Below are 19194 nucleotides of genomic sequence, written 5' to 3' on the forward strand. Positions count from 1 at the left end.
GTCCACGTGCCGCAGCACCACGGCCCGTCATGAAGCGAACCGACGACCGGCTGATCCCGGTCCTGCTGCTCTGCGCCCAGGCCGTGATGCGGCCTGGGCGGCGCCGGTGCGTGGCAACGTCACACCCGCGTCCGCCCTTCTCGTGGCCGTCCTGGTCGCCGGACCGGTGACGGCCGCACTTGTCCTGGTCTCCGCCGCCTGCGCGCTGGGCGCGGGGCCGCTGCAACCGCCCGGACCCGGCGTCCTGAGTTCCGGCATTACCAGGAAACCGATCACCCGGCGGCCTTCACGAGCTTCCCGTGCCGGACGGCTCGGGAAGAAGGCATGTGGCACGCGCCCTCTTCCGGCTGGAGGCTGACGCGGGCGGACCCAACCACATGAATGATCACTACGGGTAACCATGCGCAGGAGGGCCTTCCACGGAACCGCCCTTTGAACTGCGACAGGGCGTGAACCGAGGGGACGGTTACTCCGTTGAGTGATCGAACGGTTGTCGTCCACAGTGGGGAAAAGCATGGTCACCGTCGAAGGAACCAGTACTGCTCGGTTCGAACCGGTCCGAGCAGCACTGGCAGCACACATCGAGTCCGGCGAGGAATTGGGTGCGTCGATCGCCGTCGACGTCGACGGAGTCATGGAGGTCGACATATGGGGTGGGCACGCCGACGAGGCACGAACCGTTCCGTGGCAGCGGGACACACTGGTCAGCCTGTGGTCGGTCACCAAGACCCTCAGCAGTCTGGCGGCTCTTGTCCTCGTCGACCGGGGAGCGCTGGATCTCCACCGTCCGGTCGCGGAGTACTGGCCCGAATTTGCTGCCCAGGGCAAGCAGGACATAGAGGTGCGGCACGTCCTGGCACACACCTCGGGGCTCTCCGGCTGGCAGCAGCCCTTCACCATGGACGACCTGTGCGACTGGCCGACGGCGAGTACCCGACTGGCCGGGCAGGCGCCCTGGTGGAGGCCGGGGAGTGCCTCGGGCTACCACGTGCAGACCCAGGGCCAGCTTGTGGGAGAGCTTGTCCGGCGGGTCAGTGGCCGTACCCTGACCGAGTTCGTCGATACCGAGATCGCGGGGCCGTCGGAAGCCGACGTCCAGATCGGTGCGCGGGAAGCCGACTGGCCGCGTATCGCCGGGCTGGTGCCGCCGTCGCAGGCCCTCGAAGTACCCGCCGATCTCGATCCCGAGGCCATCTTCACCAAGACGTTGTTCGGAAGCCCCGCCCGGGACGAGCACGTCGACACACCGCAATGGCGCCGCGCCGAACTCGGAGCCGTCAACGGACACGGCAACGCACGGGGCGTGGCCCGTGCCCTCTCCGTGATCTCACGACACGGCGAGGTGAACGGCCTCCGGCTTCTCTCCCCGGACACCGTGGACAAGATCTTCGACGTACAGGCCGACGGAGTCGACCTGTTCCTGGGCGTTCCTGTGCGCTGGGGCATCGGCTATGCGCTCGCCGACCCGAGGACGATGCCGCACATGCCCACCGGAACGGTCTGCTTCTGGGTCGGCCGGGGCGGTTCGATCGTCATGATGGACCTCGATCGGCGCGTCACGTTCGCGTACACCATGAACCGGCTGGGCGCCGGACTTCTTGGCTCGGAGCGCACCCACGGCTACATCAGGCACGTCTACGAAGCTCTCGACGCCACGGACTGAAGGCCGCCCTCCGGGGTGCGGTGCACCCGGCGGTTGGTGACCTCAAGCCATCCGGCCGGCTGCGTGTCGAAGTCGGCCGGGGAAGCGAACACCCTGCCGGGCAGGAACGACGTCTCCAGGTAGCCGTTGCCTGTCCGATCGAGTACGCGAGCAGCACGCGGCCGTTCACGCCTTGCTGGACGAGGGACTCGGGCTGCGGCCCATCGCCCGTCGGCTCGGCCTGGCCCACGCGGCCACCGCGGACGAACTCCTCGTCCGACGGTGAACCGGACGCACCAGCATCCTCGATCCCTACAAGCCCCACCTGCACCAGCGGTGGGCGGCACCGCCGCCCGGCACCTGTTCGAGGAACTCCGTGCACTGGAGCCAAGACAAGTGCTCGCAGGCAGCGCGGCCACCCCGGTGGTGAGAGCGTCGTGAAGAGGTACGTGCACAAGCTCCGGGAAGCGTTCCCGCGCGACGATCCCGCCCCGCAGGAACCCGTCCACGCGTGACGTGACCAGCTGGATCACCCGCCGTCCCGACCGCCTCGACGACGACCGGGCCCAGCAGCTCAAGCAGATCCTCGCCCGCTGCCCCGAGCTCGACCGCACCGCCGAACACGTGCGGGCCTTCGCCGAGCTCATGAACAACCGCCAGGGCCGGCATCTATTGTGCCAGTGGATCGAGCGTGTCCAGGCCGATGACCTGCACGGCTTCGTCAACGGCCTCCCCCCAGGCCTCTGCCGCGCCAGGCATTCCAGTTCTCACGGGAAACCCGAAATTCTCCATGCGGGCCACACAGCAGGTCATGCCGCTCCCGAAGAGGGCGCCCGGCTTCACAAGCATGCTCTGGATGTCGCCCACGTGACCTTCGCGGCCACAAGGTCGATACTTCCCCCATAGGGCCCCACCGACACGCAGTCGACCCACCACAGAAACCTGACACACCGTCGGCAAAGTCGGCGTTGGGTCGGCATCAGCACCGCCAGCACTCGCTCACGACCGCCATGAACCGTCAAGACCGACAACTGATGAACCCACCCTGACCAGTGCGAACGCGGGTCAGAAGCCCACTTGCTGAACTCCCTGGGAGGTACCCATGAAGATGCTCATCAACGTGCCGGAGACCGTGGTCGCGGATGCGCTGCGGGGGATGGCTGCGGCGCATCCCGAGCTTGCGGTGGATGTGGAGAACCGGGTGATCGTCCGGCGGGACGCTCCCGTGGCCGGGAAGGTGGGTCTGGTCTCCGGCGGGGGTTCCGGGCACGAGCCGCTGCACGGCGGGTTCGTGGGGCCCGGGATGCTCTCGGCGGCCTGTCCCGGAGAGGTGTTCACTTCGCCCGTGCCCGACCAGATGGTGCGGGCGGCTGCTGCCGTGGACAGCGGGGCCGGGGTGCTGTTCGTCGTGAAGAACTACACCGGTGACGTGCTCAACTTCGACATGGCCGCCGAGCTGGCCGAGGACGAGGGCATCCGGGTCGCGAAGGTGCTGGTCGACGACGACGTCGCGGTGACCGACAGTCTCTACACCGCGGGCCGGCGCGGCACCGGTGCGACGTTGTTCGTGGAGAAGATCGCGGGCGCGGCGGCCGATGAGGGACAGCCGCTGGAGCGGGTGGAAGCCCTCGCCCGGCAGGTCAATGAGAACTCCCGCAGTTTCGGCGTGGCCCTGACCGCTGTCACCACGCCCGCCAAGGGCAGCCCCACCTTCGATCTGCCGGCGGGCGAGCTGGAGCTGGGCATCGGCATCCACGGCGAACCGGGCCGGGAACGGCGGCCGATGATGACCTCGGGCGAGATCGCCGAGGCCTCAGTCGACGCGATCCTCGGCGATCTCACGCCGCGCAATCCGGTCCTGGTCCTGGTCAACGGCATGGGCGGGACCCCGCTGCTGGAGCTGTACGGCTTCAACGCCGAGGTGCAGCGGGTGCTCGGCGAGCGTGGTGTCCCCGTCGCACGGGTACTCGTCGGCAACTACGTGACGTCGCTCGACATGGCGGGTGCCTCGGTCACCCTGTGCCAGGTCGGCGAGGAGACACTGCGGCTGTGGGACGCGCCGGTGAAGACCCCGGGGCTGCGCTGGGGCATGTGAGGAACACCGGGACAGAGGGTTCACCGTTCCTAGTACGCAAGGAGTTCCAGTGCTCGATGCCGACTTCTTCCGCCGTTGGATGGCCGTGACCGCCGCCTCCGTCGACCGTGAGGCGGAGCGGCTCACCGCTCTCGACTCGCCCATCGGTGACGCCGACCACGGCAGCAACCTCCAGCGCGGGTTCGGTGCGGTGCGGGCCGCGCTGGACAAGGAGCCGCCCCCCACGCCCGGCGCCGTGCTCACCCAGGCCGGGCGGCTGCTGATCTCGACGGTGGGCGGCGCCTCCGGGCCCTTGTACGGGACGCTGCTGCGCCGCACCGGCAAGGCACTCGGTGACACCACCGAGGTGAGCAGGGAGCAACTGGCCGAGGCACTGCGCACCGGGGTGGACGCGGTGCGGCAGCTCGGGGGTGCGGCGCCGGGCGACAAGACGATGATCGACGCGCTGGTGCCCGCGGTGGACGCGCTCGGTGACTCCTTCGCCGCGGCGCGGGCCGCCGCCGAGGAGGGTGCGGTGGCCACGACGCCGTTGCGGGCCCGCAAGGGCCGGGCCAGTTATCTGGGCGAGCGGAGCGTCGGACACCAGGATCCCGGGGCCACCTCGTCGGCCCTGCTGATCGCGGGTCTCGCCGACGCCTCCGAGGCCGTCGAAGCCGGGGAGGCGTCCGGTGAGTGACGGCGGGGAGCTGGTGGGCATCGTCCTGGTGTCCCACAGTGCTCAGGTGGCGGCGTCGGTGGCCGAGCTGGCCAAGGGCCTGGCGGGCGTCGGCGGTGCCGTGTCCGTGGCCCCCGCGGGCGGCACGGAGGACGGGGGTCTCGGTACGAGCGCCGGCCTCGTCGCCGCCGCGGCCGCGTCCGTCGACCGCGGCGCCGGGGTCGCCGTCCTGACCGACCTCGGCAGCGCGGTGCTCACCGTGAAGGCGCTGCTCGCCGAGGGCGACGAACTCCCGGAGCACACCCGGCTGGTGGACGCGCCCTTCGTGGAGGGCGCGGTCGCCGCGGTGGTCACGGCCTCGACGGGGGCGGACCTCGCGGCGGTGGAGGCCGCGGCGGCGGAGGCGTACACCTACCGGAAGACCTGACGAGCACGGGTGTGGCGGAAAGTGACGGCGGGCGGTTCGGCTCAGTCGCCGTTCACGAACCGCCGGGCCAGTTCCTCCCCCGTCGCCACCGCGGCCTTCCGGTCCTCGATGGGGGTCACCCGGCTGTCCTTGAACACTATGTAGGTGACACCGGAGGACGTGCCGCCGCTCAGCGGGTCGGGATCGATGCCGAGCGCTTCGGCCGTCGCGTAGGACGCCTCGCCGATGATGCCCGCGGGGCCGGTGTCGCCGACCACCGCGTACTGCACCTGGTCGCCGTACACGACGGCCACCACCGAGCCGCCGCGGACACCGTGCGCCCGGTAGTCCCAGAGCGCGCTCGGCGCCGGCACCACCACGAAGGGCAGGGTCGCGGAGTTCAGCGGACGTCCGTCGGACTGCGCGAACGCCGTGGAGGGGGAGAAGTACGGGTCGGTGGCCGTGCTGCAGCGGACGCTGGGCCGTCCGTCGCAGTCGATGTCCATGTCGGCCTTCCAGAACACGGCGTCGTCGGTGCCGCACACCGGGATGGTGGCGGGGGCACCCTGGTCGCTCCGGTATTTGCCGCGGGAGACGGGGGTGCAGTCACGCACCTCGGCCAGCAGGTCGGCGGCGCCGACGGAGCCGACGGAGCCGCCCTGCTGCGCGACCGGTGATGGTGAGTGGGCCTGCGGCGAGGTGCTGTGCGACGAGGTGCTGTGGAGCATCGTGGGGGTGATCACGGCGACGCCGGCCACGGCCAGTGCGAGCGACTGGACAGGGATCACGGTCTACGGGCCTCTCGTAGGGGACATTGACGGGCACTCGGCCTCGGCCCAATCTCGTCCCGGACCCGTGGCGCGGCCACCGCAGCGGGGCCGTACGGTGCACGTTCGACCGCCGGGTGAGGGGCCGGGTGCCCGGGCCGGCGCCGGTGTCCGTGAGCGGCTGGAGTCGCCCGAGCCGCCGCACCGCCCTCTTGATGTGATCGCGTCACCCACGTCACCATGGGGCTGGACTATTGGTCCGGACCATCCCCGTGTGCTGTCGGGAGGCGGAGTCGTGCGAGGTGTTCCCGTCGCCGTTGCCGTGCCCCCGCGCCGCCCTCCCCTGCCGCGCGGTGGTGCGCCCCGCTCGTCCCTCCCGCTCCGTGGTGTGCTCGTGCCGGCCCTTCTCCTGGTCGTCTCCTGCGGCGGCGCGTCCGGAGCCGGGAACGGGGACGGCGGGCAGCCGCCCGGGGCACCGGCGGGTGTCACGGCCGAGGCCGGCAGCGCCACCAGTGTGCATGTCATGTGGAACACCGTCGCCGCCACGAGCGCCCGGGTGAGCCGGTACGAGGTGTACCGGGGCACCACAAAGGTCAAGGATGTACCCGGTTTTGAGCACATGGTGGACGTCACCAGGCTTCGGCCCTCCACCACGTACGTCTTCACCGTGCGGGCACGGGACGCGGAAGGGCGGCTCGGGCCGCACAGCCGGGAGATACGGGCGACGACACCGGCGGTCACCGCGGCCGACCGGTCCGCGCCCGGCCGTCCCTCGGGCCTCCGCGGCAAAGCGGTCGGCAGCAGGGCGGTCCAGCTGTCCTGGTCCGCCTCGACGGACGACCGGGGCGTCCTGTCGTACGACGTCCACCAGGGAGAAACGAAGATCCACAGCGTCGGCGGGAGCCAGACGGCCACCGTGGTCACGGGGCTTCGGCCGGGCACCCGCTACTCCTTCACGGTCCGGGCGCGGGACGCGGCCGACAACCTGTCTCCCGCCGGTGCTCCCCTCCGCCTGACCACCCCGGGCAGCGACGACGGCCGCGCCGCGGCCCCCACCGGCTTCCGCGCCACGAGCCACCGGACCGAGGGCGCGTACCACATCGGCCTCAGCTGGGTACCGCCGCGTGTGGACGGGGTGATCACGGAGTACCAGGTGCAGCTGGACGGCCGCCCGGCCACCTCCGTCGTCTACGGCGGACAGGCACCGCGCGACCGGGCGACGTACAGCTTCTACGCCGGACGGGAGGCGGGGGTCAGCCATCGGGTACGGATCCGGGCCAGGCTGCCGGACGGAACCTGGGGCGGATTCTCCACGGAGCGCACGGTGACGACGGGCCCGAGGCGCTGAGCCGGGCCGAGGCGGACCGGACCGGGCCAAACCAGGCCAGGCCAGGCCGACGTGCGGGTTCGACCGGGCGACGGACGTCGTCACCTGCCCGGCGGCGGCCGGAATGCGCCGTGGACCGGGTGCGCATTGGCTGGGCCCGTGGCAGCACGGGCGCTCCCCGACCCTCGGCGGCGCAAGGGATGTACCGCCGGCCGTGCCGCCGGAAGGCAGTTCACATGCGCTACTCGAAGCCTCTGGCCCGTTCCGCTCTGACCGTCGCAGCCGCCGCCGCGCTGCCCCTGGCGCTGGCCGGCCCGGCCGCCTCGGGTCCCGGCATCTCCGTGAGCACGACCGGTTCGACCGTCTCCGTGATCACCACCGCGTGCGCCCAGCTCAACGGCAGTTGGGGCACCGCGTCCCTGCTCGACAGCAACCAGTCGAATTTCTCCGAGGGCCGTCAGGTTGCCCTGTCGGGAACCGGCGCGGGGCAGTCCGCCGCCTGGTCGGACGTCGGCTCGGGCACCCACACGGTGATCGTGATGTGCTCGAACGGGACGACCGCGGGCACCCAGTCCATCGTCGTCTCGCCCGCCGCCACTCGCACCCCCAGCCCGTCGGTCACCGCCTCGCCCTCGCCGTCCCTCGGAGTGATGGGCGGCATCGGAGGAAGCTCGACGGACTACGGGACGGTGACACTGGTGGCGGGCGGCGCGCTCGTCGGTACCGGTCTCGTCGCCACGGCCTGGTACCTGCGCCGACGCAACAAACCGAACCGGTTCTGAGACGGCGCCGGTCGCCACCATGTCCGACGCGCTCCGGTCGGGCGGCCGGCGTCACTCCCGTCCGGAGCCCGAACCGTCCGGCTCCGCATGCCGGGAGCCGGACGGTTTCGTGTGTGCGGGGCCCCGAGGCTCGGCCCCCTCGACGTCCGCCGGCCGCGCGTTCACCGTGATCTTCGTGCTGTCCTCGTTCTCCGGGTTCTCCGGGTTCTCCGGGTTCTCCGGGTTCTCCGGGTTCTCCGGGTTCTCCGGGTTCTCCGCGAGCTGCCGGTTCTCCGCGAGCTGCCGGTTCTCCGCGAGCTGCCGGTTCTCCGCGAGCTGCGTGAACTCCGGGATCTCTGCGAACTCCGCGAGCGCGTGCCCGAGCCACCCGGTCCAGAAGGTCTCCAGGTCGATGCCGGCCCGGAGCACCAGATGCCGCAGCCGGTCGTCCGGGGCGTCCCTGCCGGGCGGGAAGTCCCGTCGCTCGATCTCCCGGTACTCCGCCAACTGCCTTTCGTGCAGTTCCAGATGACGCCGGAGGTCGGCCTCGAGGCCTCCGGCGCCGACCACCGCCGCCGCCCTCAGCCGCAGCAGCAGCGTGTCGCGCATCGGCTTGGGGTCCTGCGCCGTGGAGGCCCAGCGGGCCAGTTCGGCGCGTCCCGCGGGCAGGACCTCGTAGGCCTTCTTCTGCCCGCGGGCGGGTTGTCCGGCGGACAGCGCCCGGATCAGGCCCTCGGCCTCCAGTTTCCCCAGCTCACGGTAGATCTGCTGATGCGTCGCGGACCAGAAGTAACCGATCGACTTGTCGAAGCGACGGGTCAGCTCCAGCCCCGACGACGGCTTCTCGAGCAGAGCGGTGAGGATCGCGTGCGGGAGTGACATGGTCCCATCCTAGGGACGGCCCAGGGTCGGGTCAGAGAGCCGCCGCCAGCTCCGTTCCCTGCTTGATGGCCCGCTTGGCGTCCAGCTCGGCGGCCACGTCGGCGCCGCCGATCAGATGGACGGGGCGGCCGGCGGCGACCAGCTCCTCGTACAGGTCGCGGCGCGGTTCCTGGCCGGTGCACAGGACGATCGTGTCCACCTCCAGGACGGTGCTCCCACCGTCGACGGTGACGTGCAGGCCCGCGTCGTCGATACGGTCGTAGCGCACGCCGGGGACCATGGTGACGCCGCGGTTCCTCAATTCGGTGCGGTGGATCCAGCCGGTGGTTTTGCCCAGGCCCGCACCGACCTTGGAGGTCTTGCGCTGGAGCAGGTGGACGGTGCGCGGCGGGGCGGGCCGCTCGGGTGCGGCGAGGCCGCCGGGCGTGCGGTGGTCCATGTCGACGCCCCACCGGCGGAAGTACGTCTCGGGGTTCTCGTGCGCCTTGTCGCCGCCGTCGGTGAGGAACTCGGCGACGTCGAAGCCGATGCCGCCCGCGCCGAGGACGGCGACCCGGTCGCCGACGGGGGCGCCGTCACGCAGGACGTCGAGGTAGCCGAGCACGCTCGGGTGGTCGACACCGGGGAGGTCGGGGACGCGCGGGATGACGCCGGTGGCGACGACGACCTCGTCGTGGCCTGCCACGTCGTCGGCCGTTGCCCGGGTGTCCAGGCGTACGTCGACGGCCAGTTCGGCGAGCCTGGTGCGGTAGTAGCGCAGGGTCTCGTCGAACTCCTGCTTGCCGGGGACCTTGCGGGCGACGTTGAGCTGGCCGCCGACCTCGCTCGCCGCGTCGAACAGGGTGACGTCGTGGCCGCGTTCGGCGGCGCTGACGGCGCAGGCCAGGCCGGCCGGTCCGGCGCCGACGACCGCGACCCGCTTGCGGTGCCTGGTCGGGGACAGCACCAGTTCGGTCTCGTGGCAGGCGCGCGGATTGACCAGGCAGGAGGTGATCTGCAGGTTGAAGGTGTGGTCCAGGCAGGCCTGGTTGCAGCCGATGCAGGTGTTGATCGCTTCGGGCCGGCCGTCCGCGGCCTTGGCCACGAAGTCGGGGTCGGCGAGCATCGGACGGGCCATCGACACCATGTCGGCGTGTCCCTCGGTGAGCAACTGCTCGGCGAGTTCGGGGGTGTTGATCCGGTTGGTGGTGACGAGCGGGACCGAGACCTCGCCCATCAGCCGCTTGGTCACCCAGGTGTAGGCGCCGCGCGGTACGGAGGTGGCGATGGTCGGGATGCGGGCCTCGTGCCAGCCGATGCCCGTGTTGATGATCGTGGCGCCGGCCGCCTCGACGGCCTTGGCCAGCGTGATCACCTCGTCCAGGGTCGAGCCGCCGGGGACGAGGTCCAGCATGGAGAGCCGGTAGATGAGGATGAAGTCCTCGCCGACCGTCTCGCGCACCCGGCGGACGATCTCGAGGGGGAAGCGCGTCCGGTTCTCGTACGAGCCGCCCCAGCGGTCGGTGCGGTGATTGGTCTGCGCGGCGATGAACTCGTTGATCAGGTAGCCCTCGGAGCCCATGATCTCGACGCCGTCGTAACCGGCCTGCCGGGCGAGGCGGGCGGTGTGGACGTAGTCGTCGATGGTGCGCTCGACGTCCGCGTCGGTGAGTTCGCGGGGTGTGAACGGGCTGATCGGCGCCTTGACGGGACTGGGGGCGACCAGGTCCCGGTGGTAGGCGTACCGGCCGACGTGCAGAATCTGCAGGGCGATGCGTCCGCCCTCGCGGTGCACGGCCTCGGTGACGACGCGGTGCTGCTCCGCCTCCTCGTCGGTGGTGAGCTTCGCGCCGCCCTCACCGGTCCGCCCCTCGTGGTTGGGTGCGATGCCGCCGGTGACGATGAGGCCGACGCCGCCGCGGGCGCGGGCGGCGTAGAACCCGGCCAGGCGTGTGAAGCCGTTCTCGGCCTCCTCCAGGCCTACGTGCATGGAGCCCATGAGGACCCGGTTGGGCAGGGTGGTGAAGCCCAGGTCGAGGGGGGACAGCAGGTGCGGGTAACGGCTCATCGGGCCCTCCGTGCGCGGTGTCGTCCCTCTGTTGTAGAGGACGCGCACCCGCTTTTGCAACTAGTTGCAAAAACGTGGTGGAGGGCACACCGGCCCGGTGACGCGCACGGGCGGGAGCGCCCTGTCCGTGCGTACGTCCCGCTGTCCCGTCGTCCCGGCCCCGGCGGCGGTCACCGGCTTTCGAGGCGGACGTGCAGTTCCTCCTCCTGGTCGCCGGAGACCGTGCTCAGGTCGTGCACCGTGAACAGGTCGTTCAAAGTGGCGCGGAACCGGTCGATCGCCCAGTAGCCGCCGTACACGTCGGCGTCGACCGAGGACGCCAGTCGCACCGGGTCACCCGGGCGGGCGCCGCCCTCGTGCGGGTCGGCGACGTCGAACGTGCCGAGCCACACCGTCGGGCGGGTCTCGGAGAACTCCTCCGGCACGTCGTCGGAGCGCCGGTCGGACGCGAAGCACGCGCGCAGCATGTCGAACACGATCCGTGCGTCGTTCTTGTCGCACCCGCTGAGCTCGACCGAGACGGATTCCGGGTGCGGTCGCTCGCTGCCCATGGTGATCGCTCCTCTCGTCGCCACGCCTTGTCAGGCGGTGTCATGCCTTGACAAGGGGCGTTCCCGCCCCTCCCCCGGCAAAACACCGCGTGCGCGGGAGCACCGCCCGCGCACGACCGGCGTGCCCGCGGGATCGCGGGGCACCCGGCGGAGGAAAGGAAGACGGTGGAGGAGACAGCCGGAGAGGCGGAAAATCGCCCCCACGCGCGGTAGAACAGGTGATGGCGGCACCGTCACGGCGTGCCGCGGAGATCGGCGAAGGCGGGGCGTGCGATGAGTTCATCCGGGTCACCCCTGGTCGAGGGCGACGGAGACGGAGCGGTCCCCGGGCCGGTCCGTCCCAGCGGGCTGCTCGACGTGCTGCGCGTGGCCTCGGTGGTGCTGGACCCCGAAGGCCGGATCGTGCTGTGGAGCCCTCAGGCCGAGGAACTGTTCGGGTACGCCGCCGAGGAGGCGCTGGGCCGGTACGCCGCCCGGATCATGGTGCACGAGCAGTACCTGGATCTGGTCGTGAAGCTGTTCTCCGACGTCATGCGGACCGGGCAGAGCTGGGCCGGGGCGTTCCCCATCCGGCGCAAGGACGGCAGCACCCGGCTCGTGGAGTTCCGCAACGTGCGGCTGACCGACGACCGGGGCGCCGTCTACGCCCTCGGCCTCGCGGTCGACCAGGCGACCGTGCGCCGGATGGAACAGGACGTGGCGCTGTCCACCCGGGTCGTCGCCCAGTCCCCGATCGGGCTGGCCGTCCTGGACACCGACCTGCGGTACGTCTCGGTCAACCCGGCACTCGAACGGCTCAACGGCGTCCCGGCCGAGGACCACCTGGGCCGCACGGTCCCCGAGGTACTGCCGCAGCTGGACATCGGCACCGTCGAGGCCACCGCGAGGCAGGTCCTGGAGACGGGGGAGCCGGTCGTCGAACAGTTCATGATCGGCCGGACCCCGGCCTATCCCGACGAGGACCACGCCTGGTCAGCCTCCATGTTCCGGCTGGAGAACGCGCTCGGCTCGGTGCTGGGCGTGGCCCTGTCGGTGGTGGACGTCACCGAGCAGTACCGGGCGGGCCTCGAGGCCGAGCGGGCCCGGCGCCGGCTCGCTGTCGTCGCCGACGCCTCGGCGCGGATCGGCACCACGCTCGACCTGGAGCGTACGGCGCGTGAGCTGGCCGAGGTGGCCGTACCGGAGCTGGCCGACGTGGCCGCCGTGGACCTGCTGGGCGGGGTGGTCCTGGGCCGCCGGAGCACCCTCGGTCCGACCGAGCCGGCGGTGATCCGGGCGCTGGCGGTCAAGGGCACGGGCGCCGGCTCGGGGGACGCCCTGCTGGCCGCCGATCCGCCGGGCGGGGTGACCCGGTACGCCCCGGACCGGTTCGTCACCGAGTGCGTACGCACCGCCCTGCCCGTGCTGCTGCCGCAGGTCAAGGACGAGGACCTGCCCCGTATCGCCCGTTCCCCCCAGGCGGCCGAACTGCTGGGCCGGGCGGGTGTGCACTCGTATCTGGCCGTGCCGCTGATCGCGCACGGCGAGGTGCTCGGCGCGCTCGACCTCAAGCGCGTCAGCAACCCGCTGCCGTTCGGCGAGGACGATCTGCTGCTGGCCCGGGAGCTGGCCGCCCGCGCGGCGGTGCAGATCGACAACGCCCGCTGGTACCAGAACGCCCGCGACGCCGCGCTCACCCTGCAGCGCAGCCTGCTGCCCAGCCATCCGCCCGTGACGGGCGGGCTCGAGGTCGCCTCCCGCTACCAGCCGGCGGGCGCCACCAGTGAGGTGGGCGGCGACTGGTTCGACGTGATCCCGCTGGACGGCGGCAGGACGGCCCTCGTCGTGGGGGACGTGATGGGCAGCGGCATCCCGGCGGCGGCCACCATGGGGCGGCTGCGCACGGCGACGCACACGCTGGCCTCGCTCGGTCTCGATCCCGCGGTGCTCCTGGAGCACCTCGACCGGATCACCGGCGATCTCGAGGACGCCATCGCCACCTGCGTCTACGTCGTCCACGACTCCCGTGAGCGGCAGTGCCTGATAGCCAACGCGGGGCATCTGCCGCCGGTGCGGGTCAGGGCCGGCGGCACCCCGGAACTGCTCGATCTGCCGACCGGGGTGCCTCTGGGGGTGGGCGGCGTCACGTTCTCCACCACCGTCGTGGGGCTCGAGCCGGGCGACCGGCTGGTGCTGTACACCGACGGCCTGGTCGAGACCCGGCACCACCCGCTGGACGAGCGCCTCGACCGCCTGCTCACGCTGCTGCACGGCCGGTCCGACCACTCCCTCGAGGAGATGTGCGACCTGCTGCTGCGCACCCTGCACGAGCCCGACAACTTCGACGACGTGGCCCTGCTCATCGCCCGCGCCACCCTGCCCGGCGGTGCGGCCTCCCCCGGCCGTCCCGCCGCGTCGGGCGGAGCTACGGCCTGACGCCGATCACGACATGGGCGTACTCCTCCTCCGAGACGGCCAGACGGGTCCGCAGTCCGGCACCGGTGAAGGCGGCAGCGGCGGCGGGGGCCTGGCGGCGGCTGGTCTCCACCAGGAGACAGCCGCCGGGTGCCAGCCACTCGGGGGCCCCGGCGGCCACCCGGCGCAGCACGTCGAGCCCGTCCGCGCCGCCGTCGAGCGCGACGCGCGGCTCGTGGTCGCGGGCTTCCGGGGGCAGCAGGCCGATCTCGTCGCTGGGCACGTAGGGCACATTGGCCGCGAGGATGTCGACCCGGCCGCGCACCGTACCGGGCAGCGCATCGAACAGGTCTCCGGCGTGCACCAGGCCGCCGACGTCCGCGACGTTGCGGCGGGCGCAGCGCACGGCGGCCGGGTCGATGTCGGCGGCGTGCAGTTCGACCGTGCCCAGTCCGTCGGCCAGGGCGGCGCCGACGGCACCCGAACCGCAGCACAGGTCCACGACGAGGGCCGCGTCGGGTGCCTGCGCGAGGGCCTGCGCCACGAGGAACTCGGTACGGCGCCGGGGGACGAAGACGCCGGGGGCCACGGTGATCCGCCGGCCGCTGAACTCGGCCCAGCCGACGACTAGTTCGAGGGGCAGTCCGCGGGCCCTGTGCGCGACCATCTCGGTCGCGTGGTCCGGGGTGGGCGCGGCGGCGAGGATCAGTTCGGCCTCGGCCTCGGCGAAGACACAGCCCGCGGCGCGCAGCGCGGCCACGACGGGGTCCGGTGCGGCGGGCGCGGACGGGGTGACGGGCGAGGAAGAGACGGAAAGGGAGGAAGCCTGCGAGGAGCGGGACAGCATGGCGGCAGGAGCCTTTCGAGAGCCGAGGATGCTCCCGCGGTCACCTACTGGGGGCGATCCGCGTCGCTTCGTGGTGAGAGCACCCGACCTGACAGAGCGGTAATGGGTCTCACCCCCTCGGCCGTCGACGACTGGGACCGTCCGCAGCCGGACCGCAACAGTACCCGACGACATCACCGGCTGTCCGGCGCGTTTCCTGTGGCCGGCGAGCCCGCGGGGCGGGCGGCCCGCAGGGGGCCGGAGACCGGGCAGGACCGGTGTGTGCGGGTGTTTCCGGGCCACCCCGTACGGTTGGGTCCCGAACCACCTGCACCACTCGCAACGGAATCGCCGATCACGTGAACATCACCCGCGGCTTCACCGGCCGCCCCCGCCTGCACAACCCCGGTCTGCCGCCCGGCCAGTACGACGCGGGCGACGAATGGCCCGTCCTGTCCGCAGAGGTCACGCCCGACCTCGCGCCCGCCGACTGGGCGCTGCGGATCGACGGGCTGGTGGCGGAGCCCCGCACCTGGAACTGGGAGCAGGCCCACGCCCTGCCGGCCTCGGCGTACGAGGGCGCGATCCACTGTGTGACGAGCTGGTCGAAGTTCGGGGTGCGGTTCGGGGGCGTCTCCCTGGACGCCTTCTGGGACGCGGCCCGGCCCCATGGGTCCGCCACACATGTGGTCGCCTACTCGCACACCGGCTACACGGCGAACCTGCCGCTCGCGGACCTGACCGGCGGGCGGGCCTGGATCGCCTGGGAGTACGACGGCAGGCCGCTCGCACCCGAGCACGGCGGCCCGGCCCGGCTGATCGTGCCGCATCTGTACTTCTGGAAGAGCGTCAAGTGGATCGCGGGCCTGCGGCTCCTCGACCACGACGAGCCGGGGTTCTGGGAGGGCAACGGCTACCACGCGCGCGGCAATCCCTGGGAGGAACAGCGGTACTCCGGTGACTGAGGTGGCTGGAGTGACTGGAATGGCCGAGGCGACCGAAGGGACTGCGGTGACGGAGCGTGCGGTGCAGCAGCAGGGGGCACGGAGCCGGGGGGCCGAGGCCTCGCCGGCGCCGTTCGCCCCTCCGACGCGGTTCGCCGTGCCCGGACGCATCGGGGTGAGCGAGCAGACGGCCTCGGTGTGGCGGACGGCGACACTGACCGGCATCCGTCGCGAGACCCCGCGCGCCGCGACCTTCCGCTTCGCCGTGCCGGACTGGCCGGGGCATGTGCCCGGCCAGCATCTGCTGCTGCGGCTGACCGCCGAGGACGGCTATGCGGCCCAGCGCCACTACTCGATCGCGTCCGCGCCGGACGACTCCGGGCACATCGAGCTGACCCTGGACCATGTGGCGGGCGGCGAGGTGTCGGGCTGGTTCCACTCGGTGGCCCGGCCCGGTGACCGGGTCGAGGTGCGCGGTCCGCTGAGCGGCTTCTTCGCCTGGCCGGGCGACCGGCCCGCGCTGCTGGTGGGCGCCGGCTCGGGCGTCGTCCCGCTGATGTCGATGGTGCGGCACCACAGGGCCCGGGGCCTGTCACTGCCCCTGCGGCTGCTGGTGTCGGCGCGCAGTCCCGAGGAGCTGATCTACGGGGGCGAGTTCGGTGCGGAGACCCTGCCGGTGTTCACCCGCAGCGCGCCGGTGGGCGTGGCCGTGGGACGTATGGCGGCCGCACATGTGGCGCCGCTCCTGGCCGAAGCCCCTCCGGGTGGGTGGGAGGCCTATGTGTGCGGTTCCAACTCCTTTGCCGAGCATGCCTCCAGGCTGCTCGTCGCGGCCGGACAGCCCGTGGACCGGATCCGTATCGAGCGCTTCGGCTGACCCGCGCCGGGAGGCGGGAGCCGGGGCTGCCGCTCCAGGCCCATCGGCGGCAAACGCTTTCCACGCCCTTTACCTGCGGCTCTCTGTTCCTGCGTATACATGGACCGAGTCCGGCGAAGGGTCTGGCGGGCGCCACGACGGCCCACGTACGGTGTGATCGCTTCGTACGGTCCCGGCACAAAGGCGGTCCTTCACATGCCCCTGTTCGACCTTCCCCTCGACGAACTGCGCGCGTACCGGAGCGCGTCCACGGCACCGGGCGACTTCGACGCGTTCTGGACCAGGACGCTCACGGAGGCGCGGGAGCACGATCTGGACGCCCGCTTCGAGCCGGTCGACACCGGCCTGTCCACGGTGCGGGTCTTCGACGTGACGTTCGCCGGGTTCGGGGGCCACCCGGTCAAGGGCTGGCTGACGCTGCCGGCCGGGGCCGGGGCGCCGCTGCCGCTGGTCGTGCAGTTCATCGGCTACGGCGGTGGCCGCGGGCTGCCCCACGAGCATCTGCTGTGGGCCTCGACGGGCCGGGCGCACTTCGTGATGGACACCCGCGGCCAGGGCAGCGCCTGGGGCGGCGGTGGCGGCACGGCGGACCCGGAGGGCGGCGCGCCCGCGTATCCCGGGTTCATGACGCGCGGCATCGACGCGCCCGAGAACTACTACTACCGCCGGGTGTTCACGGACGCGGTACGCGCGGTGGAGGCGGCCCGTTCCCACCCCCTGACCGATGCGGCGCGCACCGCGGTTCTCGGCTCGAGTCAGGGCGGCGGCATCACCCTCGCGGTGGGCGGCCTGGTCCCGGACCTGGCGGCGGTGGCCCCGGACGTGCCGTTCCTGTGCGACTTCCCGCGGGCGACGACGCTCACCGACCGGCATCCGTACCGGGAGATAGGCCTCTACCTGAGGACGCACCGGGGCCGCACCGACGACGCCCTGCGCACTCTGTCCTACTTCGACGGCGTGCACTTCGCCGCCCGCGGCTCGGCACCCGCGCTCTTCTCGACGGGACTCGAGGACCAGACCTGCCCGCCCTCGACGGTCTTCGCGGCGTTCAACGCATGGACGCACGACGACAAGTCGATCGAGGTGTACGACTTCAACGACCACGAGGGCGGCGGCCCCTTCCAGGAGGCAGCCCAGCTCCGGTGGATGCGCTCGCACCTCTGAGGGACCGAACCCCTGGCTTTCGGACAGGACGGCTGCGGCGGCTCCCGCGATTCATCCGCTCCCGGAGAAGAGGACCCGGCCGCCGCGGCACCGCACGCACGCCCCCGCACGGCACCGTGCGGCGGGCATCGCCCCGGTCCCGTTTCGGCCGAACTTCCGGACCGCTCTTCCCTGGTGGTTTAGACCAATGGTAGATGTGGTGGCGCAACGAACCCACACCACTACGGGACGTCACCAACAGGAGGCGCGGTATGGCCCGCACCACCCCGCACGACCCTCCGCAAGCCTCGCCACCCACCCCACCGCACACCGTTTCGCACGGCCCTCCGCACTTCGGCGAGGAGCCGCTCTACCGGCGGATCGCGACGGAACTGCTCGGCGAGCTGCGCGACGGAGTCATTCCGCCCGGCGAACGGCTCCCGGGCGAACGGCAGTTGGCCGAGCACTTCGGGGTGAGCCGGGAGACCGTACGACAGGCGCTGGAGGTGCTGCGCCGCGACGGTCTGGTCGCCACCGACCGGCGGGGCAGCCATGCCACCCTGCAGGGGCCGCCGGTGGAGACGCCCGCCTCGCTCACCTTCCCGGTCGGCGCACGGTACGCCGGCCGGGACGCGGGGGCACGGGCCATCGTGTCCTGGGAGTCTCCGCCGCCCGGGCACGCCGAGGCGCTGGCTCTGGCACCCTCCCGGCCGACACTGGTGCACCGCTACTGGTCCGCGTCGGCCGACGGACGCGAACTGCGGACGGCGGTGAGCTCGTTCTCCGCCGTCGCGCTCTCGGAGGTCGAGGAGCTGGCCCGCTGTCGCGACCGCGCCGACGGCGCCGCGGAGTTGCGGCGCGCCTACGACTGGCTGCGCAGGGCGGGGCTGACACTGCACCACCGCGACACGATCACCAGGATCGCGGGCACGCCGTCCGTACGGGTCACCCGGCGGGTGCACGACCAGTACGCCCGGCCGCTGGAGATCACGGAGCTGATCGTGGACACCCAACAGGATGCGCTGGTCTACGAGTTCACCCTGCCCGCGGCGGTCTGACCGGCCCTAACGGCCGGCCCGCTGCTCCTCGGGCCGCTCCGCGACGACCAGGCGGACGCGCGGGCTGCCGTCCGGCCGCTGCCCGAACCCGGGCAGCGGGTGGAGCGCGACCCGGAATCCGGCCCGGTCCAGCTCGCGCTGGAGATCACCGAAGCCAAGGGCGCGGTAGTACATGACGAACGGCGGGCGCCACACCGCGTTACGCACCCGCATCGCCACGTCGAAGCCCAGCAGCGCCCCGTACGCGAGGGAGCCCGGCCGGGGCGGGGCGGCCACCGGGAAGGCGAACCGTCCGCCGGGCCGCAGTACACGGTGGACCTGGGCGAACAGCCCCGGCAGCTCAACCGGCAGGAAGTGGCCGAGCGCCCCGAAACTCACCACCAGGTCGAAGGCCGGCCCGAACGGCAGCGCCCGCGCGTCCGCCCGCACCCAGCCTGCCGTCGGCCCTTCGGGCCGGGTCCGCTCGCGCGCGACGCCGAGCATGCCCGCGCTGAAGTCGACGCCGGTGACACTTCGGTGGCACACCCGCGCCAGCACGTCCGTTCCCGCGCCGGTGCCGCAGCACAGATCGAGCCCGGAGCCGAACGGCCCCAGCCTCCGCAGTGCCGCGGCGGTGGCCTCGAGCACCGAGTCGGGCGTACGGAAGGGGGTGTGGTCGAATTTCGGCGCGAGGAGGTCGTATCCGCGTTCCACGGACGACAGCGCCTGGACGGCGAGTTCACGCAGGCGGGGGCCTTCTGGGCTGAACATCGGATCAGCCTAGCCCCGCGGGATCGTCCCGGGAGGCTGACCTCGTCCGCACGGTGCGATCCGCCGACT

Annotated in this window: 17 protein-coding genes and 1 pseudogene; 12 read left to right on the forward strand and 6 right to left on the reverse strand. The window is 72.1% G+C overall.

Annotated elements, in window-relative coordinates:
• Positions 1 to 514 precede the first annotated feature (514 nt).
• The 5 genes from ACFWVE_RS10650 to ACFWVE_RS10670 all read left to right on the forward strand — a co-directional run bounded on the left by ACFWVE_RS10650 (position 515) and on the right by ACFWVE_RS10670 (position 4819).
• Complete coding sequence (locus tag ACFWVE_RS10650; RefSeq protein ID WP_384010536.1) at positions 515 to 1663, forward strand: serine hydrolase domain-containing protein; 1149 nt, start codon at positions 515 to 517, stop codon at positions 1661 to 1663.
• A gap of 495 nt (positions 1664 to 2158) precedes the next feature.
• Positions 2159 to 2548: a hypothetical protein gene (locus tag ACFWVE_RS10655; protein ID WP_384010539.1), complete on the forward strand. Its 390-nt coding sequence runs from the start codon at positions 2159 to 2161 to the stop codon at positions 2546 to 2548.
• 196 nt (positions 2549 to 2744) lie between these two features.
• Positions 2745 to 3737: a dihydroxyacetone kinase subunit DhaK gene (gene dhaK, locus ACFWVE_RS10660; protein WP_384010541.1), complete on the forward strand. Its 993-nt coding sequence runs from the start codon at positions 2745 to 2747 to the stop codon at positions 3735 to 3737.
• Between the two features lie 49 nt (positions 3738 to 3786).
• The gene (gene dhaL / locus ACFWVE_RS10665; protein ID WP_384010544.1) at positions 3787 to 4413 is read left to right on the forward strand and encodes a dihydroxyacetone kinase subunit DhaL; all 627 of its coding nucleotides are present in this window, start codon (positions 3787 to 3789) and stop codon (positions 4411 to 4413) included.
• Positions 4406 to 4819 (forward strand): PTS-dependent dihydroxyacetone kinase phosphotransferase subunit DhaM, encoded by a 414-nt coding sequence (locus tag ACFWVE_RS10670; protein ID WP_384010547.1) that lies wholly within the window; start codon positions 4406 to 4408, stop codon positions 4817 to 4819. Before dhaL ends, ACFWVE_RS10670 begins: the two co-directional genes overlap by 8 nt.
• A 41-nt stretch (positions 4820 to 4860) precedes the next feature.
• Here ACFWVE_RS10670 and ACFWVE_RS10675 read toward each other — a convergent pair whose 3' ends face one another.
• A complete protein-coding gene (locus ACFWVE_RS10675) occupies positions 4861 to 5583 on the reverse strand; it encodes a glycoside hydrolase family 75 protein (RefSeq protein WP_384010767.1) in 723 nt (240 codons plus the stop codon).
• Positions 5584 to 5959: 376 nt separating this feature from the next.
• Here ACFWVE_RS10675 and ACFWVE_RS10680 point away from each other — a divergent pair, with 376 nt between their 5' ends.
• Both ACFWVE_RS10680 and ACFWVE_RS10685 read left to right on the forward strand, forming a co-directional pair.
• Positions 5960 to 6913, forward strand: a complete 954-nt coding sequence (locus ACFWVE_RS10680) for a fibronectin type III domain-containing protein (RefSeq protein ID WP_384010549.1) — start codon at positions 5960 to 5962, stop codon at positions 6911 to 6913.
• A gap of 215 nt (positions 6914 to 7128) precedes the next feature.
• The gene (locus ACFWVE_RS10685; RefSeq protein ID WP_384010552.1) at positions 7129 to 7674 is read left to right on the forward strand and encodes a hypothetical protein; all 546 of its coding nucleotides are present in this window, start codon (positions 7129 to 7131) and stop codon (positions 7672 to 7674) included.
• 327 nt (positions 7675 to 8001) lie between these two features.
• Here ACFWVE_RS10685 and ACFWVE_RS10690 read toward each other — a convergent pair.
• The 3 genes and pseudogenes from ACFWVE_RS10690 to ACFWVE_RS10700 all read right to left on the reverse strand — a co-directional run.
• Positions 8002 to 8535 (reverse strand): annotated as a pseudogene (locus ACFWVE_RS10690) (PadR family transcriptional regulator); the annotation flags it as partial.
• Positions 8536 to 8566: 31 nt separating this feature from the next.
• Complete coding sequence (locus ACFWVE_RS10695) at positions 8567 to 10582, reverse strand: FAD-dependent oxidoreductase (protein WP_384010555.1); 2016 nt, start codon at positions 10580 to 10582, stop codon at positions 8567 to 8569.
• Between the two features lie 170 nt (positions 10583 to 10752).
• Positions 10753 to 11133 carry a hypothetical protein gene (locus tag ACFWVE_RS10700; protein ID WP_384010557.1) on the reverse strand — a complete coding sequence of 127 codons (381 nt, stop codon included), beginning with the start codon at positions 11131 to 11133 and terminating at the stop codon, positions 10753 to 10755.
• A 273-nt stretch (positions 11134 to 11406) separates the two neighbouring features.
• Between ACFWVE_RS10700 and ACFWVE_RS10705 the strand changes: the two genes are divergently transcribed.
• Positions 11407 to 13548 (forward strand): SpoIIE family protein phosphatase, encoded by a 2142-nt coding sequence (locus ACFWVE_RS10705; RefSeq protein ID WP_384010560.1) that lies wholly within the window; start codon positions 11407 to 11409, stop codon positions 13546 to 13548.
• Here ACFWVE_RS10705 and ACFWVE_RS10710 read toward each other — a convergent pair.
• Complete coding sequence (locus ACFWVE_RS10710) at positions 13538 to 14374, reverse strand: putative protein N(5)-glutamine methyltransferase (protein WP_384010562.1); 837 nt, start codon at positions 14372 to 14374, stop codon at positions 13538 to 13540. The two genes, ACFWVE_RS10705 and ACFWVE_RS10710, sit on opposite strands and share 11 nt — an antisense overlap.
• A gap of 338 nt (positions 14375 to 14712) precedes the next feature.
• Here ACFWVE_RS10710 and ACFWVE_RS10715 point away from each other — a divergent pair, with 338 nt between their 5' ends.
• The 4 genes from ACFWVE_RS10715 to ACFWVE_RS10730 all read left to right on the forward strand — a co-directional run bounded on the left by ACFWVE_RS10715 (position 14713) and on the right by ACFWVE_RS10730 (position 18375).
• On the forward strand, positions 14713 to 15318 hold the full coding sequence (locus ACFWVE_RS10715; protein ID WP_384010565.1) for a sulfite oxidase-like oxidoreductase: 606 nt from the start codon (positions 14713 to 14715) through the stop codon (positions 15316 to 15318).
• Positions 15319 to 15454: 136 nt separating this feature from the next.
• Positions 15455 to 16174, forward strand: coding sequence for a ferredoxin reductase (locus tag ACFWVE_RS10720; RefSeq protein WP_384010773.1), 720 nt, complete (start codon positions 15455 to 15457; stop codon positions 16172 to 16174).
• 195 nt (positions 16175 to 16369) lie between these two features.
• Entirely contained in the window at positions 16370 to 17338 is a 969-nt protein-coding gene (locus ACFWVE_RS10725) for an acetylxylan esterase (RefSeq protein ID WP_384010568.1), read from the forward strand.
• 251 nt (positions 17339 to 17589) lie between these two features.
• The gene (locus tag ACFWVE_RS10730; protein ID WP_384010570.1) at positions 17590 to 18375 is read left to right on the forward strand and encodes a GntR family transcriptional regulator; all 786 of its coding nucleotides are present in this window, start codon (positions 17590 to 17592) and stop codon (positions 18373 to 18375) included.
• A gap of 6 nt (positions 18376 to 18381) precedes the next feature.
• On the opposite strand, the gene ACFWVE_RS10735 is transcribed toward ACFWVE_RS10730, so the two are convergent.
• Positions 18382 to 19125, reverse strand: coding sequence for a class I SAM-dependent methyltransferase (locus tag ACFWVE_RS10735; protein WP_384010573.1), 744 nt, complete (start codon positions 19123 to 19125; stop codon positions 18382 to 18384).
• Positions 19126 to 19194: the final 69 nt, after the last annotated feature.

Source organism: Streptomyces sp. NPDC058632 (assembly GCF_042717095.1).
In the GTDB taxonomy this organism is placed as follows: Bacteria; Actinomycetota; Actinomycetes; order Streptomycetales; family Streptomycetaceae; genus Streptomyces.